General features: G+C 56.8%; 19 protein-coding genes and 1 pseudogene. 8 read left to right on the top strand and 12 right to left on the bottom strand.

Annotation, left to right across the window (positions count from 1 at the left end; genetic code table 11):
* Positions 1-49: 49 nt before the first annotated feature.
* The 3 genes from NKH78_RS28005 to NKH78_RS27995 all read right to left on the bottom strand — a co-directional run bounded on the left by NKH78_RS28005 (position 50) and on the right by NKH78_RS27995 (position 4,096).
* A complete protein-coding gene (locus NKH78_RS28005; RefSeq protein ID WP_352706280.1) occupies positions 50-1,021 on the bottom strand; it encodes an NAD-dependent epimerase/dehydratase family protein in 972 nt (323 codons plus the stop codon).
* Entirely contained in the window at positions 1,018-2,268 is a 1,251-nt protein-coding gene (locus NKH78_RS28000) for a glycosyltransferase family 2 protein (RefSeq protein WP_502899859.1), read from the bottom strand. The genes NKH78_RS28005 and NKH78_RS28000 overlap by 4 nt, the downstream gene beginning before the upstream one ends.
* 421 nt (positions 2,269-2,689) lie before the next feature.
* Positions 2,690-4,096, bottom strand: coding sequence for a polysaccharide biosynthesis/export family protein (locus NKH78_RS27995; RefSeq protein ID WP_352884828.1), 1,407 nt, complete (start codon positions 4,094-4,096; stop codon positions 2,690-2,692).
* Between the two features lie 159 nt (positions 4,097-4,255).
* Between NKH78_RS27995 and NKH78_RS27990 the strand changes: the two genes are divergently transcribed.
* From NKH78_RS27990 to NKH78_RS27960, 7 genes and pseudogenes are all read left to right on the top strand, one after another.
* Complete coding sequence (locus NKH78_RS27990; protein WP_502899863.1) at positions 4,256-4,534, top strand: inositol monophosphatase family protein; 279 nt, start codon at positions 4,256-4,258, stop codon at positions 4,532-4,534.
* 84 nt (positions 4,535-4,618) lie between these two features.
* Positions 4,619-5,566 (top strand): sulfate adenylyltransferase subunit CysD, encoded by a 948-nt coding sequence (gene cysD / locus NKH78_RS27985; protein ID WP_352739470.1) that lies wholly within the window; start codon positions 4,619-4,621, stop codon positions 5,564-5,566.
* Positions 5,566-7,467, top strand: a complete 1,902-nt coding sequence (cysN, locus tag NKH78_RS27980; protein WP_352706271.1) for a sulfate adenylyltransferase subunit CysN — start codon at positions 5,566-5,568, stop codon at positions 7,465-7,467. The genes cysD and cysN overlap by 1 nt, the downstream gene beginning before the upstream one ends.
* A 107-nt stretch (positions 7,468-7,574) precedes the next feature.
* The gene (cysT, locus tag NKH78_RS27975; RefSeq protein WP_352884825.1) at positions 7,575-8,426 is read left to right on the top strand and encodes a sulfate ABC transporter permease subunit CysT; all 852 of its coding nucleotides are present in this window, start codon (positions 7,575-7,577) and stop codon (positions 8,424-8,426) included.
* Positions 8,427-8,772: 346 nt separating this feature from the next.
* A complete protein-coding gene (locus NKH78_RS27970) occupies positions 8,773-9,054 on the top strand; it encodes an exopolysaccharide production repressor protein (protein WP_352707108.1) in 282 nt (93 codons plus the stop codon).
* 484 nt (positions 9,055-9,538) lie between these two features.
* Positions 9,539-11,440, top strand: coding sequence for a Wzz/FepE/Etk N-terminal domain-containing protein (locus tag NKH78_RS27965; protein ID WP_352740778.1), 1,902 nt, complete (start codon positions 9,539-9,541; stop codon positions 11,438-11,440).
* Between the two features lie 74 nt (positions 11,441-11,514).
* Positions 11,515-11,748 (top strand): annotated as a pseudogene (locus NKH78_RS27960) (IS21 family transposase); the annotation flags it as partial.
* Positions 11,749-11,794: 46 nt separating this feature from the next.
* On the opposite strand, the gene NKH78_RS27955 reads toward NKH78_RS27960, so the two are convergent.
* The 4 genes from NKH78_RS27955 to NKH78_RS27940 form a co-directional block, all read right to left on the bottom strand.
* Positions 11,795-12,898 (bottom strand): glycosyltransferase, encoded by a 1,104-nt coding sequence (locus NKH78_RS27955; protein ID WP_352740780.1) that lies wholly within the window; start codon positions 12,896-12,898, stop codon positions 11,795-11,797.
* Positions 12,899-13,176: 278 nt separating this feature from the next.
* Entirely contained in the window at positions 13,177-14,142 is a 966-nt protein-coding gene (locus NKH78_RS27950; RefSeq protein WP_352740782.1) for a glycosyltransferase family 2 protein, read from the bottom strand.
* 43 nt (positions 14,143-14,185) lie between these two features.
* A complete protein-coding gene (locus NKH78_RS27945) occupies positions 14,186-15,454 on the bottom strand; it encodes an O-antigen ligase family protein (protein ID WP_352740784.1) in 1,269 nt (422 codons plus the stop codon).
* A gap of 241 nt (positions 15,455-15,695) precedes the next feature.
* Positions 15,696-17,753 carry a hypothetical protein gene (locus tag NKH78_RS27940; RefSeq protein WP_352707119.1) on the bottom strand — a complete coding sequence of 686 codons (2,058 nt, stop codon included), beginning with the start codon at positions 17,751-17,753 and terminating at the stop codon, positions 15,696-15,698.
* Positions 17,754-17,923: 170 nt separating this feature from the next.
* Between NKH78_RS27940 and NKH78_RS27935 the strand changes: the two genes are divergently transcribed.
* Positions 17,924-18,775, top strand: a complete 852-nt coding sequence (locus NKH78_RS27935) for a sulfotransferase (protein ID WP_352707121.1) — start codon at positions 17,924-17,926, stop codon at positions 18,773-18,775.
* Positions 18,776-19,057: 282 nt separating this feature from the next.
* Here the strand turns inward: NKH78_RS27935 and NKH78_RS27930 are convergent, their stop codons facing one another.
* The 5 genes from NKH78_RS27930 to NKH78_RS27910 form a co-directional block, all read right to left on the bottom strand.
* The gene (locus NKH78_RS27930) at positions 19,058-20,554 is read right to left on the bottom strand and encodes a lipopolysaccharide biosynthesis protein (protein WP_352707123.1); all 1,497 of its coding nucleotides are present in this window, start codon (positions 20,552-20,554) and stop codon (positions 19,058-19,060) included.
* 249 nt (positions 20,555-20,803) lie between these two features.
* Positions 20,804-21,472, bottom strand: coding sequence for a class I SAM-dependent methyltransferase (locus NKH78_RS27925; RefSeq protein ID WP_287217183.1), 669 nt, complete (start codon positions 21,470-21,472; stop codon positions 20,804-20,806).
* Positions 21,473-22,171: 699 nt separating this feature from the next.
* A complete protein-coding gene (locus tag NKH78_RS27920) occupies positions 22,172-23,392 on the bottom strand; it encodes a glycosyltransferase (RefSeq protein ID WP_352707126.1) in 1,221 nt (406 codons plus the stop codon).
* A 46-nt stretch (positions 23,393-23,438) separates the two neighbouring features.
* Entirely contained in the window at positions 23,439-23,609 is a 171-nt protein-coding gene (locus NKH78_RS27915) for a hypothetical protein (RefSeq protein WP_352707149.1), read from the bottom strand.
* A 14-nt stretch (positions 23,610-23,623) separates the two neighbouring features.
* Positions 23,624-24,874 carry a glycosyltransferase gene (locus tag NKH78_RS27910; RefSeq protein ID WP_352740786.1) on the bottom strand — a complete coding sequence of 417 codons (1,251 nt, stop codon included), beginning with the start codon at positions 24,872-24,874 and terminating at the stop codon, positions 23,624-23,626.
* Positions 24,875-25,120: the final 246 nt, after the last annotated feature.

Here is a 25,120-nt window from a genome sequence, read left to right as displayed (position 1 = left end):
GCAGTCCATGCCGCCCGCCTATCTCAGATCATGCCGATCATTGCTGGCTCTAGATCGCGTGAGTTGCCCTCATTTCCGCAATTCCACCATTGGCCTCAAACCAGCGCAATGTGCGCACGAGACCCTCTTCATAGGGCACTTTGCACGACCACCCCGGCAAGATTCTTCGGCATAGGGTCAGGTCAGGACGCCGGTTGGTCGGATCCTGCGGCGCCGGCTCACCATGAACAATGGTCGTTCCGGGAATGAGGCCTGCAACATACTGCGCGATCTCAAGCACCGAAATTTCCCGGTCGTTTCCTACGTTGACTGCTCCCACATGATTGAAGTTCTCCAGCCAGAACAGCCGTTCGAGCCCATCGACAATATCGTCGACATAACCCCAGCTGCGGGTTTGGAGACCATCACCATGGACGACGATCGGCTTGCCGGCCAACGCATTGGCGATAAAGTTGGAAACAGCACGCCCATCATCGGCTCGGGTGCGCGGGCCGTAGACGTTAAAGAGCCTGGCAACCCGCACATCGACGCCGCGGACACGGTTGCTTTCGAAGAGGAGCGCCTCGGTGCAGCGCTTGCCTTCGTCGTAGGAAGAGCGCGGGCCCGTACAGTCCACTGACCCCCGATACGTCTCGGGCAGCGGGTTGACCAACGGATTTCCATAAACCTCCGAGGACGACGCAAAGCAGATTCGCCCATCCTTTTTGAGCAGCTTCAAGAGCCGCATAGCGCCAATTAGATTTGCTGAGACGGTACGCTCGGGCTCCCGCATATAGACCGGCGGCGACGCGGGCGAGGCAAGATGAAAGATCTCGTCGAATTGGAAATCGGATTTGAAATGCTCCACCTCGGAGCGGACCAGCACTAGGCGTTGATCTCGGATATGACCAACGTTTTCTGCTCTGCCGGTCCATAGGCTGTCGACCACAACCAGCATGTCCAAATCGTTTCTTTTGAGAAGCCGGTCGACCAGGTGCGACCCGATGAATCCTGCTCCTCCAGCCAGCAACAGCTTCTTCATCTCATGTCACGAAGGGGACATAGGCTGTCCGAATTCGTGTCCTCGTTGGGCATTGCAAGCGTCCCTCCTTCGGGAAGCCGCGTCAAATAGGCTCCGCTTGGTCCAAGCTTCTCGTCCATTACAGCAAGATTGCTGAGCACCACGCGGTAGTCGGCTTTCTCGGCGGAATCCGCAAACTCATGAATAGAGTAGTTCCAAAAATTTCCTCCGCTCTCCGAGCCGTTTTCCCCTGAGCTGCGGTCCTCGCTTTCCGGTTGGGGAAGTGCTCGCTTCGCCTTGCGCAGGAAAATGGCCGTAAATGCGGCAACGAGTTTCGCGAACTGCACAGGTGATCGCCAGAGCATTTTAGTGCAGTTCCTGGCGACAGCAGCAAATCGGTGTGTCATCAGCCCAAGCTTGGCAATCTCGACATCGGTGCGGAAGATCGCATCCAGCAGGACCGGCTTCACCGCCTCTGTGCAGCGGGCAAGTACGCTCTCGAGCACCATCCGACGCGAGATGAGCATTCGCACGAAATCTGCCGACATATTCCCTGGCGTTCGGCGGTATCCGACAAGATGCTCCTCAACGACGCCGAAACGGTATTTGGAGGCAATGCTCTGTTGGATGAAGAAGTCCTCGCAACCCTCTGCACCGCTCTCGCGCAGTCGCGAGGAGTAGCCACCCATTTCGAAGAGAACATCGCGCCGAAACATCACCGAACTGCCGTTGCCGATGAAATTTTGTCCGAGATGCTGCATGAACACCCATCCATTTGGGTGCCTCTGCTTCGGCGTGATGATCACCATATCATCGGCGTCAATCGTCCGGTAAAGTGTGTAGACAAGCCCTAGATCATTGCCAGCCGCCGCGAAAACACGCAGCTGCTTTTCGAGCTTGGTCGGGTGCCAGAGATCATCGGCGTCTACAGGCGCTATAAAGATGCCCTTGCTTGCCCGCACCCCCGCATTCCGCGCCGACGCGACGCCACCATTCTTCTGTTGGAGCAATTTGATGCGCCCGTCGCCATCAGCCAGTCGTCGAACGATCGATGCTGTTGCGTCGGTCGAACCATCGTCAACGACTATTATTTCCGTATTTTTATGCGTTTGGGCGAGCACGGACGCCAAGGTACGCTCGATGAATGGCTCTGCGTTGTAGGCAGGGATGATAACCGCCACGAGCGTGTGGGCAGAGTGCTGTGAATTGCCCGGCAAATCCGCCATCCCTAGTCGCGCCCGAAGGAAGAGAATTGCAATCGCCCCCATATTGGCCAGAAATGATTTTTGGACGAGATATCAATTAGACAATCAGGCAGCGTGAAGTTCGCAAAGACCTGACGAGAGATTGACGGACGGAGTGTCATCCAAACCCTTCTCCCTTGGTGTGTGCAGGCGTCCACCACTGAATCTCTTTGCTTTTCAGCATTCTTCGTTTGCTGCTATCCGCCGCAACCTAGGCACAGAGTTGCTGGGATCGGTCGTTCACGCATATATTAGCCGAAACTACTATTCGCGCCAAGGAGCTGAAACCGACATAGCGACGGCGGTGGGCTCTATCTCCGCGTAAAAAGGCGGAACCAAGTCCCGGGCCGTCGTCCACTTCAGGTGCCCGGCAGCAGCTTGCGGGTTTCGTCCTCCGTTTGGCAGGGGAGGTGTGACGATGAACGCCGTAACAATATTTAATCAGTTAGTTCGCGATCGCCGCTCCTGGTGGGGCCTGTAGCGTAATTGTGATGGTGTCACCCGGAGCGAGCAGAGTATCTTCGGTCGCCTCGATCGTCGCTGTCTTTCCGTCATTGGAACGGGTTACACCCATCATAACCCGGCGGCCCCCTTCGGCCAAAAGGTCGCTGCGCAGCTGCCTCACATAGGCGATTTGTTTGGCCAAAGAATCCATCTCAGCGCGCATTTCCATCATCGCCGCGCTTTCAGTCTGCAAGTCAGCCAACAGGTTAATTCGACCCTGGTCGGTAAGCTTCTCAAGGCTGCGCTGCAATTCCCCTTGGTCGCGTTCAAGTCGAGAGATCTCAGCGTTGGTTTGCAAAGCGCGGGTCGCTGACAAGAGCACTGCGCGTTGAGCATCGTTGATCATGGTGATCTGGATCAGACCTTTTTCGAAGAGCTTCTTGAGGCGATCAAGTTCAGCCGCATCCGCTGCCGCGCCAGCTTGATCCGCCTTCTGCTGCTCCTTCAGGTAGCCCATCCGTTCCGCCGCCTTGGTCGTGGCCAACTTGATTGAAGCGCGCTCTTTCTCCTGATCCACATAGAGAGCTTCAAGATGCTTCTGTTCCTGCTGCAAAGCTTCGTCGCGACGGGGTTCGAGGCTCGGGTCACGTTCTGCCTCCGGAACCTCGATCGCCCTGGCGCCGCTCAGCTGCGCCTCTATTCGAGCAGCCTTGATTTGGCTTTCCTGATACTTGATGCGCAGAACGTAGAGGCGGCCGCCAAGGTCCGCTACTGTCATTTCAGGGTTTTCAACCTCGCCGCGACCGAGCTTATAGCCGCCGCCCGCAGCCACAGCTTGTCGGACAGCCATTCCTGGTCGGAAGGCCTGAGTCCCAGGAGAGGCAATGTCCCCGTCGATATAGACCGGTCGGTATTCCTCAATATCAACTATAATCTGATCTGGATAGAACCCGGTCCAATTCTCAGTGCCGTCAGCGGATCGTTGCGGAAGGGACTTCGGTTTTAGGACCTCGATTACCTCCTTGCGAACATCCTCTATTGTCTTCTGGCGAACCTTTAGGGAGCCCAAGACCGGCAACACAATTGTACCGCTCTGGTCGATCACAGCTCGCTTTTGCATCTCGGGATAGCCTATGACCGCGAAGCCGATCACGTCGCCAGTCTGCAGACGGTACTCGTCGACGTTGTACTCCTGTGCTAGGGCAGGGCCATTCGACAGGTTCGCGTAGACGAACAAGAGTAACAAGCATGTGAGCGCGGCGCAGCTGCCTGCTCGCCAGCGCACCGATCTATTCAACATTCGCGCTCTCGTGTGTTCGAACGGCTGACAGTCATACACATAACCAACCAATTCAGCCCCTTGTCGCAACGCATTTAATGGATCGAGCAGTTGCGGATCGAGCAGCATATCAGCTGCTCCAACCTGTCATGAAAATATCGAGTTCACTGTGTCCGCGGTCACAGCGAGTGTCGCCGATATGCCTCATTTATCCCAGGTATCCCGGTATCCCACGTAAAGCTCGGTACAAAAGTCGCACAGGCGGAAGAGTTGGACGGGATCGACATAATGGACCGTATGGTTAGCGCCGTTCCCTCAGGGCCATTGCTGAAGCTCTGGCGTGTAGCGGCAGGTGAGACGGACACCTATCCCCGGCCAGGCAGAACCATGGAGTGGGACACGGCGGCTGGCGACGCAATCCTGCGAGTTGCTGGTGGCATCGTCCTTAATCTCGAGGGACCTACAACAAGGGGGCGCCAACGATCAGATGTCGATTTTGCAAATCTTGTCGCTTACGGCGAAGCAGAATTCTACGTCGGAAAAATTGGGCTCAGAGGCTCGGTGTAGTCCCCGATTGCTCCACGAGCACACCGCGGATGAAAAGCACGCCTCGCTCTGTCGATGGAGGATCGTGAAGAGGGAAAGCGTGAGATGCTGCACGATATGGTGGCCACGAATGGAACCCCCTTCGTCTCCAGCGGAAGATTGACCCACCTTAAGCGACTTGAGGCAGAGTCAATCCACATTTTCCGCGAGGTTGCGGCGGAATTTCAAAACCCGGTAATGCTCTATTCGATCGGCAAAGACTCGTCGGTAATGTTGCATTTGGCGCTCAAGGCGTACTTTCCGTCGCGCCCGCCCTTTCCGCTACTTCACGTCGATACGACTTGGAAATTCAAGCAGATGATTCAGTTCCGTGATGATGCTGCCGAGTGCGCGGGCATGGATCTGATCGTCCATACCAACATGCAGGGCTTGAAGGAAGGGATCAACCCGTTCACTTACGGCTCTTCCACTTACACAAGCGTTATGAAAACCGACGCACTCAAGCAGGCGTTGACCAAGTATAAATTCGACGCAGCGTTTGGCGGGGCTCGACGCGATGAGGAGAAAAGCCGAGCCAAGGAGCGCATCTTTTCCTTTCGAACGGAAAATCACAACTGGGATCCGAAGACCCAGCGCCCGGAACTCTGGAATGTTTTCAACGGGCGGATTCGTCATGGGGAGTCCATCCGTGTCTTCCCTCTTTCCAATTGGACCGAGCTCGACATTTGGCAGTACATCCTGAAGGAAAACATTCCCGTCGTTTCGCTCTATTTCGCGGCCAAGCGTCCGGTCGTGTGGCGCCAGGACGTGCTGATAATGGTCGATGATGACCGGCTGCCGCTTGAGCCCGGCGAAATACCGGAAATGAGAATGGTGCGCTTTCGCACTTTGGGTTGCTACCCGCTGACCGCCGCAATTGAATCGGATGCGTCGACGGTTGCGGAGATCGTCTACGAGATGCTGTTTGCTCGAACGTCCGAGCGCTCTGGGCGTCTAATCGATCACGACGAGTCAGGGGCGATGGAAAAAAAGAGGCGGGAGGGATACTTCTGATGAACGCGATACCGATAGACCCCGCAGCGATCAGCCAGTACCTGGAGCGCCATGAAAGCAAGGACCTGCTTCGCTTCCTGACGTGTGGAAGTGTCGATGACGGAAAATCGACACTGATCGGACGCCTGCTTTACGATGCCAAACTGCTTTTTGAGGATCAGCTCGCGGGTCTGAGACGCGATTCTCGTAAGCACGGAACAACTGGAGATGACATCGATTTCGCGCGTCTGGTGGACGGTTTGGAAGCGGAGCGTGAACAAGGCATCACCATCGATGTCGCCTATCGATTCTTTTCGACCCATCGCCGCAAGTTCATTGTCGCTGACACGCCTGGCCATGAGCAATACACGCGCAACATGGCGACCGGCGCGTCGAATGCCGACCTTGCCGTCATTCTCATCGACGCGCGGAAGGGGGTGCTCACGCAGACACGCCGCCATACTTTCATCGCGTCGCTGCTTGGGATCAAGCACCTCGTTGCCGCAATCAACAAGATCGACCTGGTGGATTACTCCCAGAAGGCCTTTGATCGGATTGGCGCTGACTATCAGACTTTCATCGCGGACCTTGGCTTCAAAACGATACTCTCCATTCCGATGTCGGCACGCTTTGGCGACAACCTGGCGGAGCGGAGCGCCAAGTTGGCGTGGTATGAAGGGCCGACGCTCATCGAGCACCTCGAAACCGTCGATGTGGTCCGCGATGAAACAGCCGGCCCATTCCGGTTGCCGGTGCAATGGGTCAATAGACCGAATTTGAACTTCCGTGGCTATTCGGGAACAATCGCATGTGGCGTGGTCAACGTTGGGGATCCAGTCGTTGTCGCACAGTCCGGTTGTACGTCCAGGGTCAAGTCGATCATCACCTACGACGGCCAGCACGAATGGGCGGCGGCTGGCGAAGCGATTACCTTGGTTCTGGAACACGAAATTGATGTTTCGCGTGGTGACATCATTTGTGCAGCTGCCAGCCGCCCCGAGGTTTCTGATCAGTTTTCGGCCCACGTGATCTGGATGAGCGACGACGAGCTCATCCCAGGGCGGACCTATTATCTCAAGATTGGCTCGCGCACTGTGGGTGCAAGCGTGATGGAGATAAAGTACAAGGTCGACGTGAATACGTTTCAAAAATTGGCGGCCAAGACGCTCCACCTAAACGAGATCGGCGCACTTAACCTGTCGACGCAGGAGCCGATCGCGTTCGAGCCGTATTCGTCCAACCGCGTTATGGGCGGCTTCATCATGATTGATCGGCTGTCAAACCAGACGGTCGGTGCCGGAATGATTGTTTTCGCCTTGCGTCGGGCATCCAATATTCATTGCCAGGCAGTGGAGATAAACAAAGCCATACGATCGCGCCTGAAAGGTCAGAAACCGGTCATCTTGTGGTTTACCGGTCTTTCGGGGGCGGGCAAGTCAACGATTGCTAACCTGGTAGAAAAGCGCCTCGTCTCAATGGGGCGGCACACATATCTTCTCGACGGTGACAATGTTCGCCACGACCTCAACCGTGACCTTGGTTTCACGGATGCTGACCGTGTCGAGAACCTGCGGCGCGCCAGTGAGGTGGGGAAATTGATGGTCGACGCCGGCTTGATTGTCTTGGCGTCGTTCATATCGCCGTTCCGGGCCGAGCGCAAAATGGCCCGAGAGCTATTTGCTGCGGGAGAGTATGTCGAAATTTTCGTGAGTACACCTCTCCACGTGGCCGAGAAACGGGACCCAAAGGGACTGTACAAGAGCGCGCGTCTAGGTCGACTTAAAAATTTCACTGGCATCGACAGCCCCTATGAAGAGCCAGAGTCGCCGGAAATTGTGCTGGCGGCAGGGGTGAGCGCGTCGGAGGAGCTGGCCGAACAGGTTATCAACTATCTCGCGCATCACGGCTACATCGACCGATGAACCGCGCTTTTCAGCCATGTGCCACACGTCCGGCGCCATCACTTCGGTAGGAAGGCATATTCGACCAGATCTACAAGCCGGCCCAGTAGCATTTAGATCAGGACGACATGACCACAGCACCCGCCAAGGCGGGGTGGCGATTCAGGCAGCCGAGCGTCATTCCGGGTTTCGGGTTGACGCTCGGCTTCTCGCTTGCCTACCTCACCCTCATCATCCTCATTCCCCTGTCCGGGCTGATCTGGCGCTCGGCGGCGCTCGGCTGGACCGACTTCTGGGCGATCGTCACCGACCGCCGCACCATTAACGCGCTTGAGATCAGCTTCGGCACCGCCTTCATTGCCGCCGCTGTCAACGTCGTCTTCGGCACGATCGTCGCGTGGGTACTGGTGCGCTACAGCTTTCCCGGCCGCCGCATCGTCGATGCCATGGTCGACCTGCCCTTCGCGCTGCCGACAGCGGTCGCCGGTATTGCGCTGACCACGCTCTACGCACCGAACGGCTGGATCGGAAGCCTTCTGACACCGCTCGGCATCAAGGTCGCCTACACGCCGCTTGGCATCGTAATTGCGCTGATCTTCATCGGCCTGCCCTTTGTCGTACGAACCGTGCAGCCGATCATGGAGGAGATCGACAAGGAGGTAGAGGAAGTGGCCGCCACGCTCGGCGCCAATCGCTTCCAGATCATCAGCCGCGTTCTGCTTCCCGGACTGGCGCCGGCCATCGTCACCGGTTTCGCGCTGGCCTTCGCACGCGGCGTCGGCGAGTACGGTTCCGTCATCTTCATCGCCGGCAACCTGCCCTATAAATCCGAAATCGCACCGCTTCTGATCGTCATCCGGCTGGAGGAATATAATTACGCGGCGGCGACCGCCATCGCGGCGATCATGCTGGTGCTGTCATTCTTGATGCTCTTGATCGTCAACCTGGCGCAGTCATGGAGCCGCAAGCGTTATCGCTGACGTGGCCATCGCATCGCCGATCGGGAGCGACACCGCCGACCAGCGAGCGACCGGTCGCGCGCTACCTGCTCATGGTCGACCAGGCACCGAGCAATGGCTTCGGCCATTTGGTCGAAACGCTGGCCATCTACGCGAGCACAAGAAGGAAGGCCTGAATGGCATTGGTCGCATGAGGCGCGGCCGCCATATCCGCCGAAAGCGTCTTGGCAAAGGTTAGGGTGGGTTTTTATTCGCATCTCCTAATATTTGATCGCTCTAACCCGTTCCGATATGTTATGATGGTTAATGCGTTGAGGGCTGAATAGCCAAGGAGCGCGTCGCGCGAGCGGCTGCGAGTGGGACGGCGATGTCCTTTTTGCTTTTTTTGCGCGGCTTTATCATAGTCCTGTCGGCATTCGCCATCAGTACATATTTGCTTACCGCCTCGCTCTGGAGTACGTTTGTCCAAACGTTAATTTGTGGGATCTTGATACAGATCGGGTACTTTGTTGCTGTCATGCTGCTAGTGTGGCGCTCGGTCTCCAAAGTATCCGTGTTTCCGAAGCCAAATACCCCACCCGATGAGTCCGAAAGGGAGCAACTGCCGAGCCACTTAGTGAATAAGGTGGACCACTCTCCGCCTTTATAGGCTCTGGCTGTTTAGAGTAGGACGATCAGCAGGATGACACCCCACATCACGATACAAAATGTGACTGCAACCTGTCTTATTCGGGCACCTGAGAGGCGTTCCGCGATGCGCCAAATGCGCCCAGAACTCTTACGGTGATCGATATCGCGCGCCGGTGATCGACGAGTCATTCCAATCGACGTCCCTGTTTCCCGTACGACAGGCTCAACCTAGACCCGGAATCTCTTGCTCAGATGTTTTGCCATTTGGCAATACGACCCGATTTCTTCCTTTAATTGGATCGCATGACGTGTAGCGGAATTGCAGACAGCATGGGCCGCGTGAGGTTCATTTATTGCAATCCGAGGTTAAAATTTTGCGTCTTTGGGGAGGGGCGGCTCCGCCGGCGTGGATACTGAATTTCAAGACATTTGGTCAGACAATGTGGTATGGTGTTTTTGACTACCTATGCGCTGCCAGTCTCACCCCACGGGTCTGAAGGCTTATGCTCCGCGAAGTTGAAAATCGGCACCCGGATTCTGCCTTGATATTTGGCGATCCTCAGTCGGCAACGATTGATCTCGAAACACTCGTGGCGGCAGCGCGACGGCAGTTGAGGTTCGTCCTTACGTGCGCGCTCGCAGGCCTTGTGCTGGGGCTGGCGTATCTTCGGCTCGAGGTGCCCTTGTACGAGTCGACGTCCAGAATCCTGATCGACAAGAACCAGCCCTCCGTCGTGACGAAGTTAACAGAGAGCGGAAGCTCCACACAGCTTGACCCGATGATGCTGAGCCAGGTCGAATTGTTGCGTTCCGACCGCATCGGGCTAAAGGTCGTTGACAGCCTCGGTCTTGCTACCGATCGCCCTTTCTTGTCAGCACCGTATTCGTTGCTCAACAGTCTCACAGGATCGGTCGCTCGGGTGGTGCGGTCATTCATTGGCAGTTCCGAAGAAAGCGGAGCGCCGTGGAAATCGAGTGCAGCGCGAGGGCCCGATCCTCGATGGCAGGCATTTGGCATTCTGGCTGAAAATATAACGGTAGCTCGTGTAGGCGATTCTTACATTCTGCAGGTCCAATTTCAGTCGCCTAGCGCTGAAATGGCGCAAAAAATAGCCAATAAGTATGCGGAAATCTATATCTCTGACCAAGTCGGAGCCAAAGATGAGTCGATTATCCGAGCTCGCAGTGCACTGGCGGAAGAGCTCGAGAGGGTGCGGAAGCGATCGGTCGACGCCGAGCTCGCGGTCCACAGGTTCCGAACAGACAATACGCTGACGAAGGAAACGCTGGTTACCTTGCGCCAGCTCGAACTTGAGGCGTCCTCTCTCAAGTCGCAATATGAACAGGTCCTGCAGCAATACCAAGCGAGCCTGCAGAACCTTTCGATGGCGTTGCCGGAGGCGCGGGTTATCTCGGAGGCACCATACCCCAGCAGACCGAGTTCTCCGAATAGCATTCTTACGTTGGCGGTCTGCGCCGTGCTTGGCGGCATGATTGGCGCCGGTGTGGGCGGAGTTCGGGAGTACCGGGAGCGCTTTTTCCGCACGAGGGGTCAAGTGCGCGATGAGCTCGGACTTGACACGCTCGGAATGATCCCGTTGCTGGACGGAAAGCCAATTCGCCGAAACAAGCGTGATCGTGCGACCGAAGAGCCGTCATTCATTGCGACCGAAGAGCCGTCATTCATCGAGGTGGGGAACAGCGCTTTCAACTGGGTAGAGCAACATCCGCGCTCGGAATTCGCTGAAGCGATGCGAACGGTGAAAGTCGCTGTTGATGTCGAGTTACCAAGGAAGAGCACCAGGGCGATCGGCATCGTTTCCTGCCTCCCGGGAGAAGGGAAGTCGGTGGTCGCGGCTAATTTTGCGATGGTTCTCGCTATGCAGCATTGTAGGACGCTGTTGATCGATGCCGACATCCACAATCCGGGCTTGTCCCCTATGTTAGCCAACGGCTGGGAACGAGGCCTAGCCAATGTGTTGGCTGGAGACTTCAATCGGAGAGATTTGCTTGCTCATCAGTCATTGTCATTGAGGTTCCTGCCCGGGGTGAACCAGAGGCAACAAAAGCTCGCAGAGACCGTACAGCCTATCGAGAAAATGGGCGACTTTCTGCTCAAGGTGGGCTCTATGTTCAACTACGTCGTCGTTGATTTGCCCCCGTTAGCTCCAGTCGCGGACGTGAGGTCCTTTGTCCAGCATCTCGACGGCCTTGTTCTGGTTGTTGAATGGGGCGTGACCGCTCGTACATTCGTGCGCGAAAACCTCAACAACAATCCGATCCTTGCGGATAAATGTATCGGCGTTCTGCTTAACAAGGTCGATCTCAAAAGAATCAAGCTGTATCAAAAGTTCGGCAGTGCCGAATTTTACAGTGAACGTCATAGTCGGTATTACCAAGCCTAGTTGTGGAGCAAGCATTTTTTGTCTTATGCAGATAGCCCGAGGAGGGCTTTGACGGACAAACTCCTCGAATGCCGAGAATGACGACTAGTCTAATGATATTCGTCCGGGCTTATCCGCGCCAGATTCAGGAAATGGTGTTCGACGAGCATGACCGGGCGTTCGCCTTCTGCGCGCATCATCTACGACAACACGAATAGGGCGGTGGAGATGGTGTTCGTCGGCAAGGACCGGCAATACAATCCCGCGCGCTGGCATCGGGCTGGGAGAAGCGCCAGGTCGAGAACCATGTCAGACAGGTGCGATGCCGAGCCGTCAGAATTCACGATCGGCCCGGCTATCTTGGTCGCCAGCTCCTTACATTCCGCCACCCAACACTGCCGTAGCACGGACACGCAAAGCACCCTGCGAATAGGCCAGCAGCATATCCTGTCGTGCCTGCATTCCGATCTTCTTGCGGAGCGTTTCATCGCCCGCGAACACCAGTGCTTGCGTCACCGCCATCTCCGCCGAGGGAACAGTAAGCTTCAGCATATTCTTTCCATCCTTGCCGTAATCTCGGATACCGCCGACGTCAGTCGCGATCACCGGAAGTCCGGCAAGCATCGCCTCGGCGACGACGATGCAGAACCCTTCCGTATCGGACAGGTTGATGAACACGTCACGATCAGAGGCGAGCTCGGACCAGCGCGCGACATAGCCATGGAAGTGCACGCGATCTCCAACGCCGAGCTCATCCGCCTTGCGCGAAAGCCCCTGCCGTTCCGGCCCATCGCCGTAAAGATCGAGGCTTGCAGAAACGCCGCGGTCTTGGAGCATTCGGACGGCCTCGATCAGGCGGTCAAAGTTCTTTAGCGCGATAAGCCGTCCGGCAGCAGCAAGGCGCAAGGGTGTGTGAAGCGCGTAATCGCGCTTGTGGCTGGAAGCCTCATCGGCGCAAAACAAAGGCACTATATGCGAGCGGCGCCTGCGCGGCAGGAAGTAGGCTTGCGTCTCCCGCAGCGTACTTTCGCAATCAGCCCAGATTTCGTCGACGCGCCAGGACAGGGCCTTGAGCACAGGGCCATAAATACCTGCGGCGCGCCGGGAGCGGTAGCGGGTAGTGTGTTCGAATGAAACGCAGTGCAGCCGAGGAGCAAACATCGCAACTAGCCGTCCCAGGAGATTGGCCTGCTTGAGCGACAACGCAACCATATCCGGCCGCCACTCCCAGATAAGGCGCAACATTACAAAGAACGTACCCACAAAGGTGCGCAAGGAAGGCTCTTCACTCTGCGACGTCAGGATAAGATTATGCTCTCCGATCTGTGCGGCGATTTCATCGGCAAGAGCCCCGCGACCACGGCAAAAGGCGAGAATCTTCAGCTCGTGGCCGCTGAAAAATCCTGCTTGCAGCAAGGTGAGTAGCCCATGCTCGGCGCCACCGGGATCGAATCCGTTGATGAAGTAAAGAATTCGCATGTGATAGTGAAGCGCTCCGATTCTCTTGCACCTCGTGTTTACTGTCGCAACTAACAGCCCGATCTTGTGTGGAATTCTCCTGCGCTTGTGGTGAGGGCTCAGTGGTGGGTCTGGAGACCTTTCAAGTTCTTACCCGCGTTAAGAGAGACTTGGCGACCGCGGAGAGCTCTGATTTCGCCTCCGTTATGGTCCTGTGTCGCGGTACAGAATAATCGCTACGGAAGGATTCCAGGGCTGCCGCCTGAGATGCTCGAGCTCTCGCCATTCCGCCAGCATCTTTAAGAGCCGTCAGCAAAGTCTTTGCGCAAGGCGCGGTAGAACAATAGCTTGGCTGCACGGCGCACCTGCGGATCCATGCCCCTCGGCAGGGCGCAAAGAAAAAAGTAAACGTACACCCGCCATGACAATGGATCGTGCCACATCGCGCGAATGAGCAAGCGCGCTCCGCGTTTCTTTTCGCCTTGAGCCACGCAATCATTGCCCGCCTTTGCGTACAAACGCGCGTTGCGCCGGCGCGCGAGGTGCGTAAGTTCCCGCCGTCGCATGGCCCATTCTCGCGTGAGTCGTTCGGCTACCGGCAGAAGCGCGTCGAGTCTGCGGGTTATGTTCGAGCCATGGCGCCGTTTATAGACGAGTGCTTCGGCCACATATTGAAATGTCCAACGCTCGGCTGCGCGCATACAAAACTCTGTATCCTCTCCAGCCCTAAATGCCTCGTTGAATAACCCGATATCTTCGACCATTTCCCGCCGCATAACCATACTGGAAGGAACAATCGGCCCATCAAGCAGAAAATATGTCGGCAGCGTATCGCATTGGTCCGCGCGATAGCGGCGCACGGCGACGTGTAGAGCATCGGACAGATCCGGAGCGGAAAAATCGACGAAATCGCCATAGACAAGACCTGCCTTGCAGCCATTGCCCAAGACGGCTAATTGACGCTCAAGCTTGTCCTCGGCCCAGAAGTCATCGCCGTCCAGAATTGCAATAAGATCGCCGGCAGCATGTCTGATGGCAAGATTCCTCGCCGATGAAAGCCCGATACCCGCCGTCGTCAGGACATGCACGCGCGGCTCCCTGCGACCCAGCGAGGCAATCACTTCCGACGAGCCGTCCTTCGAGCCATCATTGACAATGATGATCTCTTTGATGTGGCTCGAGGCGGTCTGACTAATCACGCTTTCCACTGCCTGCGCGATGAAGCGTTCTTCATTGTGGCATGTCATGATAACCGAAACACTCATCTCGTGTTTCCTTGCAAGGGGCTCGCGAGAAATCCAGGATGTCTCATGCTCTGGGGTGGCTCCTCCGCATCCTGTGCAATGATAGGCAAAGCCCGTGCCGCGTCAATTCAGGCAGGAGCGAGACAAGACTCAGCGTAACGAAAGCTCGTGTGCCGGAGGCTTCTGTTCCAACGTAAAAGGCGCAAGGAACAAGGAGCACGAGGGGCAGAAGCCGTGCCTGGGCCGCTCCGATCAATCCGTGAGAAAGCGCCCAGCTTAGAGTACGGCTTAAGCGAAACCATGCAGCAATCCATATGAGAACATAGAGGCTGAGCCCAATGATGCCGTTCTCGGTGAGGATACGTTGAAACTCGCCATGTATCCCAAGCCGCAACTCGCCAGGAAGTCCGCTGAAATCCGTATCGATAATATTCTTGAATTGGTTCGTACCCACGCCCATCAGTGGATGTTCGGAGATGAGTTGTCTGGACAGAGTGAAAGCAAACGCGCGCTGGACATTGCTCGGGGTGTCTCCAGGGGCATATTTCCCCGTCGCGGCCAGATATTCGTATTGCCCCATGCTCAGCGGATCGAGAATGGTCTGCATCTGCTTCTCGACATAGGCGTTATTGACCGTGGTCGACAGCACGAAAAGTGCCACGAAGCCCGCGGCGATCGCTGGCACCATCGCAGCGAGCCGTCCGCGCATCAGAAGCGCGGCGGTCAGAAAGAGATAGATCAAAAACGCCTTGCGTTCCCCAGATAGCACGAGCAGGGGAAGTATCCCCGCCCATACAAACCAAAGGGTGCGCCGCTTGCCCCCGTTGACGAAGAGGAGGAGCCCTGCGAGCGCAATTGGAAGGAAGGTGAACGCGAGCCTCGGATCGAACAGATGCTTCCAACCGACCAAGTAGCCATGGGCGACATGCCAGGTGATCGTATAGGCGAGGATCAGCACCATGCCGAAAAGCAAGATGTTGACGGCCTTGTGCGTGTCGACGCGGCTGGCCTCCTGTGCCAAGGCGAACGCAAAGGCGCCCACAGCGGAGATCTGCAACAGCTCGCGCAGGCCATTCTCTGCGTCCACGCTGAAGGCCGAGACCACGTGCCAGCCCAAGAAGGGCAGGAGCAGTAGAAAACCGGCTGAAAAAGCCAACCTTCGCCAACGCTCCGTCGCCAGGCCAAAAAAGAGCATCAGCAATGCGATCAGCTCGAACGGACGCAGCAATACAAGACCCGTCTCGAGTCTGATTGGCAGGAAGAGGCTCAGTACCGCGAATGTCAGAAGGTAACGCATCACAGCTCTCTCGCTGGGCGCGATCTTCTTTAGCATATTCTCTTCCCCGGAGACAGAACTTATTGGATGTATCAATGCCAGCCCGCGGAGAAACACTTCACCCTGCTCCAGCCGACGACCTCATCGTTCCGCCCGCTGTGGCATCGCATATCGAAGAGGTTTCCGCCTGTTGGGAAAACTCACCCGCCTCGGCTGTGGGGAGGCTTACTGGCGGCAGAGCTCGTCAGCAGTCCGACGAGAGTGATGACGCATCCTGGCGTCGCGCAGTCGATGCGTTCTAGCCGACGGTCTCGCTCTCCGGGGTCCAGGCTTCTGGCTGGTCGAGCACAGAGACCGCGCGAACATGGCAGCGAATCTTATGCCCGACATCCCGCGAGCTGAGCTCATAGCTTGTGCCGGTTTCGCCCACGATCGGAACGCCGTCACGATACCATAGATACTCTATTTGCGACGCAATAACATTCGGTACGACGGTCAGCGCCTGGCCCGGTGAGGTCTGGCCCGAGAAGGCCGGCAATGCGCTGAAGGCCGTCGGGGCCCTAGCCAGATCCGTTTCCGTCTGCCGGACCCTTATATAGTCAATCACCATGTCATACGTTTGCGACGGGTTCGGTTGAGCGCGCCCCTTTTTTTCATCGTAGGCGAAATCCACAATGATGTATTTTTTTGCTGCGAGTTCCGGTGTCGTCGGAACGCGCGCCACTTCATAGCCGTCGATCACGAAATAGGTATAATCATCTTCGATCTGCGCATACCAAGTATGAAATTCGCCATCGTATACGTCGATCGTGCTGGGAAAACCACTTGATGGATCGACTTGATAGCCGGCGATTTTCCGGTGCACGCTACGTGGCGTGATATGTGGATCTGCATAGCCGAGTCTGGGTTTGTGCACGTGCTGGCTGATGTTGATATAGGCCCCATTGAGACCGTCATATTCCCAAAAGTCCGTCTCAAGACGATTGCGCGTCCGCCAGAATAGATGCTCCTTCCCATACGCCCAGAAAGCAGGAAAAAATCCAGGGCGGGGCGCGAGTATCTTCGGCATTCTGGCGCGGATCTCAAAGATCCCCTTTCCCCAACACCGCCCCTGGCCATTGTTGTTCACGGAAGAGAATGCACCTGTTCTCCAACGCCGCTTGTGCAAGAGCCGGAGCGCCAGCGTGTGGCTGCTGGCGTCGTGCACATAGGAGGAGGGCGACGCCGACATCGGCGGCGTAGCGGCGTCAACACCAACGGTCGTCAGATGGGTCGGCGCATACCAGATGCTGCTTTGCGCGCCTTTGGAATCATCGACAACCGTGTTGGAGTCGAAGTCGTCAAAAAAAACCGTTGTGTAACCGCGGATCGGCGGCGCCGCCTCACCACGATGACCATATCGCCGTTCATTGCCGATGGCTGTCCAGGACGCCCACGAGACTGAATCAAAGGCATAACGTGCCGGTTTGTCGTTCGCATCCACAGCTGAAGGAGGGCTCTGGCGATAGGGATGAACGTCGGGCAGGGCGGATTGCCGGCCGATGCGCCACATGCCCCATCCCATCAGCCTGTCGATCTGGGAGTCATTTAGTTCGCTTTGCCCGATAATGACGCAATCGATCGCGACATCGGCCCTCATCGGATTGTTCACATCGCCCATGAAGCTCTGCGATTTCATCCGGTTGGGTGTCAATGCATAAACCGTCTGGCCGGCCGTCTTGATCCCATTCACCACAGCCTGCATCACGAACCCGCGGCGGTACCCGACCATGACATTCCATTCGTCAAAATCGGTCGAGCACTGCCCTTCCTCGCTCTTGAGCTTGCCGTCATGGAGCCGCGAAACGAATGTGCCGGCCGATGGCTTGAAACAGACCTGGGGTTGGCGATGCACCGGGCCACCCTCCGCGCCATTGGCGCAAACAACGGAAACGCATTCCGCGTCGGCATTGATCGCCGAATTGCACCGGGCGATCACGAGCCACCAGCGGTGAAGGTAAGGCGCATCGCTATCGGCGGGCCAGGTCAACGCCTGTCTCGTACCCTGTTTGAAATGGACTCCGCCGTTATTCGGAAGCTTTGTCGGGCGCAGGGAGGGCTCGGCTTGCATCGCAGCCACCGGCTTCGCGCCGGCCGATTGCCATGAGGAGACTTCGCCCTCGGCCAGATCCTCCTGAAACCAGGATTTCACAATCATTTCCGGGAACAGACCAGGATGCCAGGAGTGAGCTTTCGGCTGCGAGCCTTGCGCCGGACCGGCGGCGCGAGCATCCCGTCCTGGGCGACCGGATGCCGCCAGCACAAGGGCGGCGCATGCGGCCCGCGCCAGGTCCCGGCGAGAAAAGCGGTTAGTCATTGTCGTGTGCCAATAATTGCTGGTTTCGGGATGAGACTCCGCATGGACACCCGTTACTTACTATCGCGCTTCTCCTCACAAGCTCCGCAGCATATCATAGGTTTCAGTTTAACCTTTCAACGACAGCTGGGGAAGTGGGTCGCGCCTAATGCGATAACTGGAGAAAGCAGATGCAGACCGCTGACAGGATCGGTGCTTCGCCTCCCACCAGGCCGGGCAAAGCTCTTCCGCCCAATGCGCTTCTATTGAATTGCTTTGGCCGAGGTGGGTCAAATATTGTCTGGAATATCATCGGCAGCTCGCCGGATGTGTTGATGCCATACCGCGAATGGCATGAGGGAGTATTCGGACGCTACTACAAGCTGCGCAAGGCCGCGTGCCATATTGGCGGGGCCGTCAACTGGGCATCTGTTCCCGTCTTTTGGCGTCATATCCGCGCAGCGACTGCCGAGACCGTCCGCCCCGGGGAGCGCAACGAAAAGTCCCAAGCACGCTACGTCGTTCTGAAGGTGATGGATTACTACATTGCATTCGACGACGCGATTGCGCGCGGCTTTATGGAAGCGCGGAACCTTGTGCTTACGCGGCATCCATTACCGATGTGCGAAGGGCTGATACGCAGCGGTCTCAGCGAGGCGCTCGCGATCAAATGGTACAATGATGTGACTAGCCTGATGTTCAAAGCCTCGAGGAAGCGTGATGCGCTATCGCTTCGATTCGAGGACTTGATCCAATCACCGGATGCGTTTGTTAGAAGCCTTTACGACGCGCTCGGCATAGCGGCAGCGGAGGACGGAAAGATCCGGTTTAAGGTTAAATCATTTGGGGCGGCGCGAAAGGCAAACGCAGACGCCGCAACTGGCGAAAGGCTGCGGATAAAATTGGACGAAGCATCCGATCACATCGCACCAGACGTCAACACCCGAGCGGTTGCCCGCCTCGATCGTTCAGCACGACAGCGGATTTCGACAGGCACCCGCGCAACCGCAGAACTGTTCGATTATGGAGATGATAATTTCTGACCTTGTGCGGTTAACGGCGTTTGCCGCCTGGCCCCGAACAGGCACGGGACAGGCATAGACAAGTTTCACGGTCCCCAGTGCGTAGTGCCTGTTCGAGCACAGAGGAGCAGCCGTTCACTGAACCCGGTTTGCCCCGCGCAAGGTCGAATTCCGATGAGAGAAAACGGCGTCAAGGAGGCCTGCCGTCTCAAGGCCGCCGACTGTGTCTCCAGTCCCGGTATAAGAGACTCTAAGTCGTCGGATGGGCAGTCGGAGAGGCGCCGAGTGTGCAGATACCGTGGGCTATACAAATCTAATCCATTTCGTTTTCTTGGATGTTAGAGTTTGCAAGACTTCCGCACCATGTTTTCCGAAGAGTAGCGACGCTCTCAGATAGACAGTGACAACGGACAATGTACCTATAACGAGAAGCCCGGTCGCGAGCACAAGATAGTCGGGCGATCCGGCAAGCAGCATTTTGACCGCCGAGCCAGTGGCGAACACCACAGCGGCGAATGCGACAGGCGGCACATGTACGAGCGCGAAATCCACAGCTGATAATCCCGTTATCCGACAAGTCATCGCCGCATAAAGGAAGAAACTCGTCGCAATGGCGCCGGACACTGAAAAGGCCACTGCGTTCACGCCGTAGGGCGCCGAGAAGAACGCGAATGAAGCGACAAGGGCCATGTAAATGATCTGCATGGAGGCCGTTCGGTAACTTTGGCCCGTCGCAAGCGTCACGACTCCGCACACTCTGTAACCGACGCGGAAATAAATTACTGCAGAGAATATGATAATGGGAACGACGGCATCCGTCCATTTCTGGCCGAGAATTGTGAGAACAATCTCTTTTGCGAAACAGCATAGAAACGCGCTAGTCGGTAGAGCAAGCGCCGCCGTTAAAGCATACCCCTTGAGCTGAGCGCTGCATAGCCTGGCCTTGTCGTGATGAACCTTCGACAGGAGCGGGAAAATCACGCTCTTGTTCAGATTTCCGAACAGACTTGCTGGCATCGCAATCAGATAATACGCTCGCGAGTAAATGCCCAGCTCTGCAGTGCCGATCAACCGCGCGACAATAACATTATCGATATATTTTGCGGTGACGGCTGATATACCAGCCAGCGAATAGCCCAGGCTCTGTCTGCGGATATCGCGATAGGACTGCATGTCGAAACTGGGCCTCACGAGATAGTCCCTGGCGATGAAGAAATAGATGCTGGCCAAGATCGATGCCTCGGCCATATATGCGATCACCAAGGCCCAATAGCTGAGTCCAAAATAGGCAAGCGGAATGGCTAGGCCGACATGGGAAGCAATCCAAGCGACCAGACTCGCTGTGGAGGATATTCTGAATTTCAGGTGCCGCGACAAAATGGCCTCGGCGGTCAGATTGAACGCGTTCGCGACCATCATCACAGCAAGGAGGCGCGAAATGAGGACCAATTCCGGCACATGAAGAAAATCTGCAATCTGTGGTGCAAACACCCATTGAAGTATGCCGAGAATGGCAGCGATTATCACGGACAAAGAAATTGCGGTTCCGATATGGCGCTCGTCGACGTCCCGTCGCTGGACCAGGACTTGCGACATGCCGAGATTGGCAATGTTATTGCCGACGGATGCGATGATCAGCGCAGCGCCGGCAACGCCGTACTCCTGGGGGGAAAGCAGGCGCGCGAGAATGGCCGTGACCAGGACATTCAAAAAGGTTCGGGCCAGCAATGTGGCACCCGACCACGAGAGGCCGTTGGCTGCCCTTCGTGTCAGGTTTTTATGTCCAGTTACCTCGTCCAAGTTGACCTGCTCCGGACTGTCCAATTCGACTGCCACGCTTCAGTGCATGCAAGCGTGCTCCAACCTCATGAGCTATTTTCTCGCCCACGCCTCGCGGGTGAATTCCTCAGGCGTCCAATCACCGTTTTCGTCATCGCTTCATCAACCCAAGTCATAATGCCAGCGGATAGGCATCCCAGCATAAGCACCGCGCCGTCACGGTCGCACAGGCTGACTGGAACCGCCTTGTTGCATCCAGCAGCAATCTCTTCAGCGACGCCCCTCATTTTTGCGGAAATAGCCATTTGCTCTTCGAGGCCAGCGCAGCTTCCGATAGAGTGCACGTAGACGCGCCTTAGGTGTTACATATTCTGAAGGAGCAACGCGTTTGAGACCTACGCTCTCGCAGAGCGTATCCAGAGATCGATCTGTAAATGCATTGATATGTCCGAGCGGGTACAGTTCATTTTTTTCTATCTTCCAGCCCGATGTTATCTGCGGCGCAACCAATTCGCCAAAGGGAACGGATATCTTTATAATGCCAGAAGGCTTCAAGATTCGAGCCAGCTGTCTTACGGATTCGCGTGGCTCAGACACATGCTCCAGCACCTGATTCATATGTATGAAGTCGAACCTCTCATTTTCCACTTCACTCGGATCAATGGTCTGAATGCCGTGCGCGGCCGCGAATGATTTGCGCCGCGCTGACAGCTCGGCCCCGACAACATCATAGCCAAGGGCGCGCGCTGCGATGGCCCAGTGGCCCCACCCCATCCCAAAATCCAAGACCTTTATGTGGCGTGCCACTGGAGGAATGTACAACAATTCCTCGATCATCCCAGCAGACCGCAGCAGGTTATTGAAATAGCTTCGGCCCGCGCGTTCCCTCTTGGCCAGAGAAACAGATTCGTCACTAACGTCGTCATAGAGAAATTCCATGCCTTTGCTGTCTAGAATTTCTCTCTGAAAATACAGGATACAAGCGCGGCATTGCGCAATCGTGTATCGCGCACCATTAAGGTTTTGGTCGGAGATCCGTCCACGAAAGCATTCGTGCACAAACCTACGAACATCCGTTTGGGAAAAGGGGGAGTCGTATAGTATGGCTATATTTGTACTGCCGCATCCAGGACACTTTTCCCTAGCCACGAATCTCAGCCTTTCGCGCGAGTCGACCGTCATGGCTGCTTACTTGGCCTCTTTGCTGCGTTGTAGGCGCTCAAAGCAAGCGACAAGGCGGTTGCCGCAACGATATTAGCAATAGCTGGTCCGCTGGCACTCCTACACCAGCCACAGGCCGAGCGGCGGGATTGTAATGGCATTTTATTGCCCGTTATTGCCTGTCGCTTTTCGGGTGAGAGCCTCCGGATAAGGCTAGCAAACCGCCTTGGCTGCTTCATAATTGAATAGCGGAAAGGGGCCGCGCATAGCTCCACGCTGCTTAAAAATGTGGCTATCGGACAACCGGCTGCTTCAAAAGCGCTGCATGCGTTCACGACCGGCACCATGTTTGCCGCTTGGCCGGGGATTGCCGGAAGCGCAAAAACCAGTTTCAGTGGATGCATCTCGTTCAGCGCCTCTCTCCGGCATCAATAGTCGTCATTGCGTAGGCCGGCTTCGGGGTTGCTCCTGAATAACCTACCGCCTCACGATCTGGGTGGCAGTGTCCACAAGAGTGGCATACAACCTCATTTGCCGTGCTGCGACGCTCTCCATGCTGAATCGCGCAGTGACTGTTTGTACTGCGCGCCGCGCCATCTCATCGCGCTCGGCTTCCGATAGGCCGAGCGCGCGATGAAGGAGTCCGCAATACTCCACATGCGAGCGAGCCAAGAAGCCGCTGCGCTCATGCTTCACAACGTCGGATGCACCGCTGACATCGGTGATGATCGGGACCACGCCGCAACTCATGGCCTCGAGCAGTGCGTTTGACATGCCTTCCGTAACCGAAGTGGAAAGATAGAAATCAGCCTCCCGCAGAAAGGGAAAGACATCTTCAACCGCGCCGGCGAAAGTGACCCTGCTGGAAAGGCCCAACCGGGCCGCCTGCTCCTCGAGGGTGGCGCGGCACTGGCCATCGCCCAGGATGGTGAGTTGCGCCTTTGCGTCGGCGGGAAGTGCCGCGAACGCATCGATCATGTGCTCGAGGCATTTTTCCGGATCGAGACGGCCAAGGCAGATAAAGCGTCGGCTGCCATCGGCGCTCGGCTCGCGGCGCGGCTTGCGGGGCAGATCGATCCCATTCGGAATCATATGAATGCGATCCGCGCCGATGCCATGTCTCTTCAGATCACCAGCGATTTGGCGGCTATTGGCGATGAAGGCCGTGACGTGACGTTTAATCAAGGCGGACGCCCAGCGACCGATGATTTTCTTTTCGCGCACAACGTCGAGATCGAAACACCGTCCGCCCCGGCCCAATTTTGCGAGAACCGGTTTGCGCAGGAGGGCTCCTGCCAACGCCGCCGGAACAGCGTGAAGTCGGGCGTGGATGATATGTACGACATCGAATTCGTCGCGACGGCGCAGCATCCAGATCACAACTTGGACACACCACGACAGGAACGACAGCATATGCCGCCCGCCCAAATACGGAGCCGCGCGCAAACGAAGGCGATGGATAGGCACCCCGTCGATGGCAGACCGTTTCGAGGTCAAGTGCGACAGACTGGGCGCCAGAATGGTTGCGGAAACGCCGCTTTCAACCAGCACCCGAGCAAATCGCCGCGCCTGTTGTTCGCCGCCGCCATATGACTCAGGAAAATAGGTTGGGAGCACGAGCAGAACACGCATGCTGGGAAGAGCTTCGGCTCGCGGGGTCTTCATCGGATAAGCGGAGGCAACTTCTGCTGCAATCATATCAATCCGCCGGATAGCGTTCCCGGAGCCAAGGCGGCCACCAAGATTACAACCCCGTCCCATGTGCAAAAAAGAAGATGCCTCTTTGGCATCTCACTGCCTTCAGCGCATCGATCCCCTTGTCGTCCAGATCGACGCACTCCACCTCATCGCCGAAATCGGCGAAGTATGCACCGCTAACCAATCCGGCAAGTTGCCCGATCACCGTCAAACGCATAAGGCTGCACCCGATCATCGCGGAAGCGCCACATTTCGGACAGGAGGTACTGTTGATACTCCCTTGCTTGCCCGATGCTGGTCAAGAGCCGCGCGGTAAATGGCATGGGTCCGCTTTCCCATCAGCTTGACGTCCCAGTTCGAAAGATCCGTCGCCGCGGCGGCACCTTGGGCGAGGCAGGCCAGTCTTGCACGATCCTCCAGGAGGGCGGCAATGGCGTCGGCCATGGCTGCCAAATCATCCGCGGGTGTAATCACACCGTTGATACCAGGGCGGAGCACTTCGCGAAGACCTGGCAGATCGCAAGCGACGCAGGGCTTGCCACCGGCGAGATATTGCATAACTACGCGGGGCAATCCCTCCCGCATGGAACAGAGCAGGCAGAGATCCGCGAGCGCGATCAGCCGCTCGGGGTCGTCCCGATAACCGGTAAAGACCACTTGTCGCTCGAGCCCAAGCCGCTTGGCCCGCGATTCTACGGTCGAGCGAAGCGGCCCGTCGCCCGCGAGCACAAGCACCGCGTCGGGTAACCGGACGGCGACTTTGTTGAAAGCGTCCAGAAATTCCGTGTGTCGCTTGCGTGGCTCGAAAGCCGCGATCATCAAGAGCACGGACGGGCGCGGCGCGTCCGGGGTCAAGCGCAACAAATCGCGCCAACCGTCGGGCGGACCGGCGTTGCGAAAACGATCGAGATCGAATCCGGAATGGACGACATAATGTTTGTCTGGATGTCCCACTCCTGCGCTCAGGCATAAGTCGCGGATGCCCTCGCTCACACTGATGAACGCACTGGTGAATGGCGCTGCCAGCTTTTCCAAGGCGAGATAAGCAAACCGCTCGGCGACGCCGACATTGACAAAAGGCACGATATGCACGCCATGAACGATCGCTGGAACTCCCGCCGCCCATGCGGCGAGCCGCCCGAGAATGCCTGCCTTGCTGGTGTGCGTATGCACGATGTCGGCATTCAAGGCGCGGAATCTCCGGGTGAGCGCCAACAATGCCCGCATGTCGGAGACAGGCGAAATGGACCGAGTCAGGCCCGGGACGCCAATGAGTTCCACCCGCGGGTCCACTTTAGCTATGATTTCCGGCTGGACCGTCTCGCCATGTAGCAGGACAACATCATGCCCCCCTTGCGCGGCCCAATTGCAGGAATGGACAGTATTCTCATCAGCACCGCCATTGATGAGACGGGTGATGACATGAGCGATACGCAGTCGACGCCCCAAGTCAATCTTGCCTTCCGCGTCCTGTACTTTCATATCGCCGCACCGATCGCGCTGAATTTATCCGTTGGGTGCGTTCCCACGCCCAGCCGCGCTTTTGGTCCATGCGTCCCGATATCGGTGCTACTGCATTGGAGTGACATGCCACGCCTCGGTGGGTGCATGCCGTATGGAGATGAACCCCGAATCCTAAGTGTGCCCTTCCTTCTTGGGCCATGGCACATGCAGTCCGTAAGGAGGGTTATTCCAACGGCTTCCAGTCGATCAGATCTAACTTGTTGG

This window comes from Mesorhizobium sp. M0910 (assembly GCF_040319465.1).
In the GTDB taxonomy this organism is placed as follows: Bacteria; Pseudomonadota; Alphaproteobacteria; order Rhizobiales; family Rhizobiaceae; genus Mesorhizobium.
This window is presented reverse-complemented; position numbering and strand designations above follow the sequence as displayed.

Excerpts from the sequence above, each read along its gene's own strand:
- NKH78_RS28005 (WP_352706280.1), bottom strand. The coding sequence starts at position 1,021 with ATGAAGAAGCTGTTGCTGGCTGGAGGAGCAGGATTCATCGGGTCGCAC.
- NKH78_RS28000 (WP_502899859.1), bottom strand. The coding sequence starts at position 2,268 with ATGGGGGCGATTGCAATTCTCTTCCTTCGGGCGCGACTAGGGATGGCG.
- NKH78_RS27995 (WP_352884828.1), bottom strand. The coding sequence starts at position 4,096 with ATGCTGCTCGATCCGCAACTGCTCGATCCATTAAATGCGTTGCGACAA.
- NKH78_RS27990 (WP_502899863.1), top strand. The coding sequence starts at position 4,256 with ATGGACCGTATGGTTAGCGCCGTTCCCTCAGGGCCATTGCTGAAGCTC.
- cysD (WP_352739470.1), top strand. The coding sequence starts at position 4,619 with ATGCTGCACGATATGGTGGCCACGAATGGAACCCCCTTCGTCTCCAGC.
- cysN (WP_352706271.1), top strand. The coding sequence starts at position 5,566 with ATGAACGCGATACCGATAGACCCCGCAGCGATCAGCCAGTACCTGGAG.
- cysT (WP_352884825.1), top strand. The coding sequence starts at position 7,575 with ATGACCACAGCACCCGCCAAGGCGGGGTGGCGATTCAGGCAGCCGAGC.
- NKH78_RS27970 (WP_352707108.1), top strand. The coding sequence starts at position 8,773 with ATGTCCTTTTTGCTTTTTTTGCGCGGCTTTATCATAGTCCTGTCGGCA.
- NKH78_RS27965 (WP_352740778.1), top strand. The coding sequence starts at position 9,539 with ATGCTCCGCGAAGTTGAAAATCGGCACCCGGATTCTGCCTTGATATTT.
- NKH78_RS27955 (WP_352740780.1), bottom strand. The coding sequence starts at position 12,898 with ATGCGAATTCTTTACTTCATCAACGGATTCGATCCCGGTGGCGCCGAG.
- NKH78_RS27950 (WP_352740782.1), bottom strand. The coding sequence starts at position 14,142 with ATGAGTGTTTCGGTTATCATGACATGCCACAATGAAGAACGCTTCATC.
- NKH78_RS27945 (WP_352740784.1), bottom strand. The coding sequence starts at position 15,454 with ATGCTAAAGAAGATCGCGCCCAGCGAGAGAGCTGTGATGCGTTACCTT.
- NKH78_RS27940 (WP_352707119.1), bottom strand. The coding sequence starts at position 17,753 with ATGACTAACCGCTTTTCTCGCCGGGACCTGGCGCGGGCCGCATGCGCC.
- NKH78_RS27935 (WP_352707121.1), top strand. The coding sequence starts at position 17,924 with ATGCAGACCGCTGACAGGATCGGTGCTTCGCCTCCCACCAGGCCGGGC.
- NKH78_RS27925 (WP_287217183.1), bottom strand. The coding sequence starts at position 21,472 with ATGGAATTTCTCTATGACGACGTTAGTGACGAATCTGTTTCTCTGGCC.
- NKH78_RS27920 (WP_352707126.1), bottom strand. The coding sequence starts at position 23,392 with ATGATTGCAGCAGAAGTTGCCTCCGCTTATCCGATGAAGACCCCGCGA.
- NKH78_RS27915 (WP_352707149.1), bottom strand. The coding sequence starts at position 23,609 with ATGCGTTTGACGGTGATCGGGCAACTTGCCGGATTGGTTAGCGGTGCA.
- NKH78_RS27910 (WP_352740786.1), bottom strand. The coding sequence starts at position 24,874 with ATGAAAGTACAGGACGCGGAAGGCAAGATTGACTTGGGGCGTCGACTG.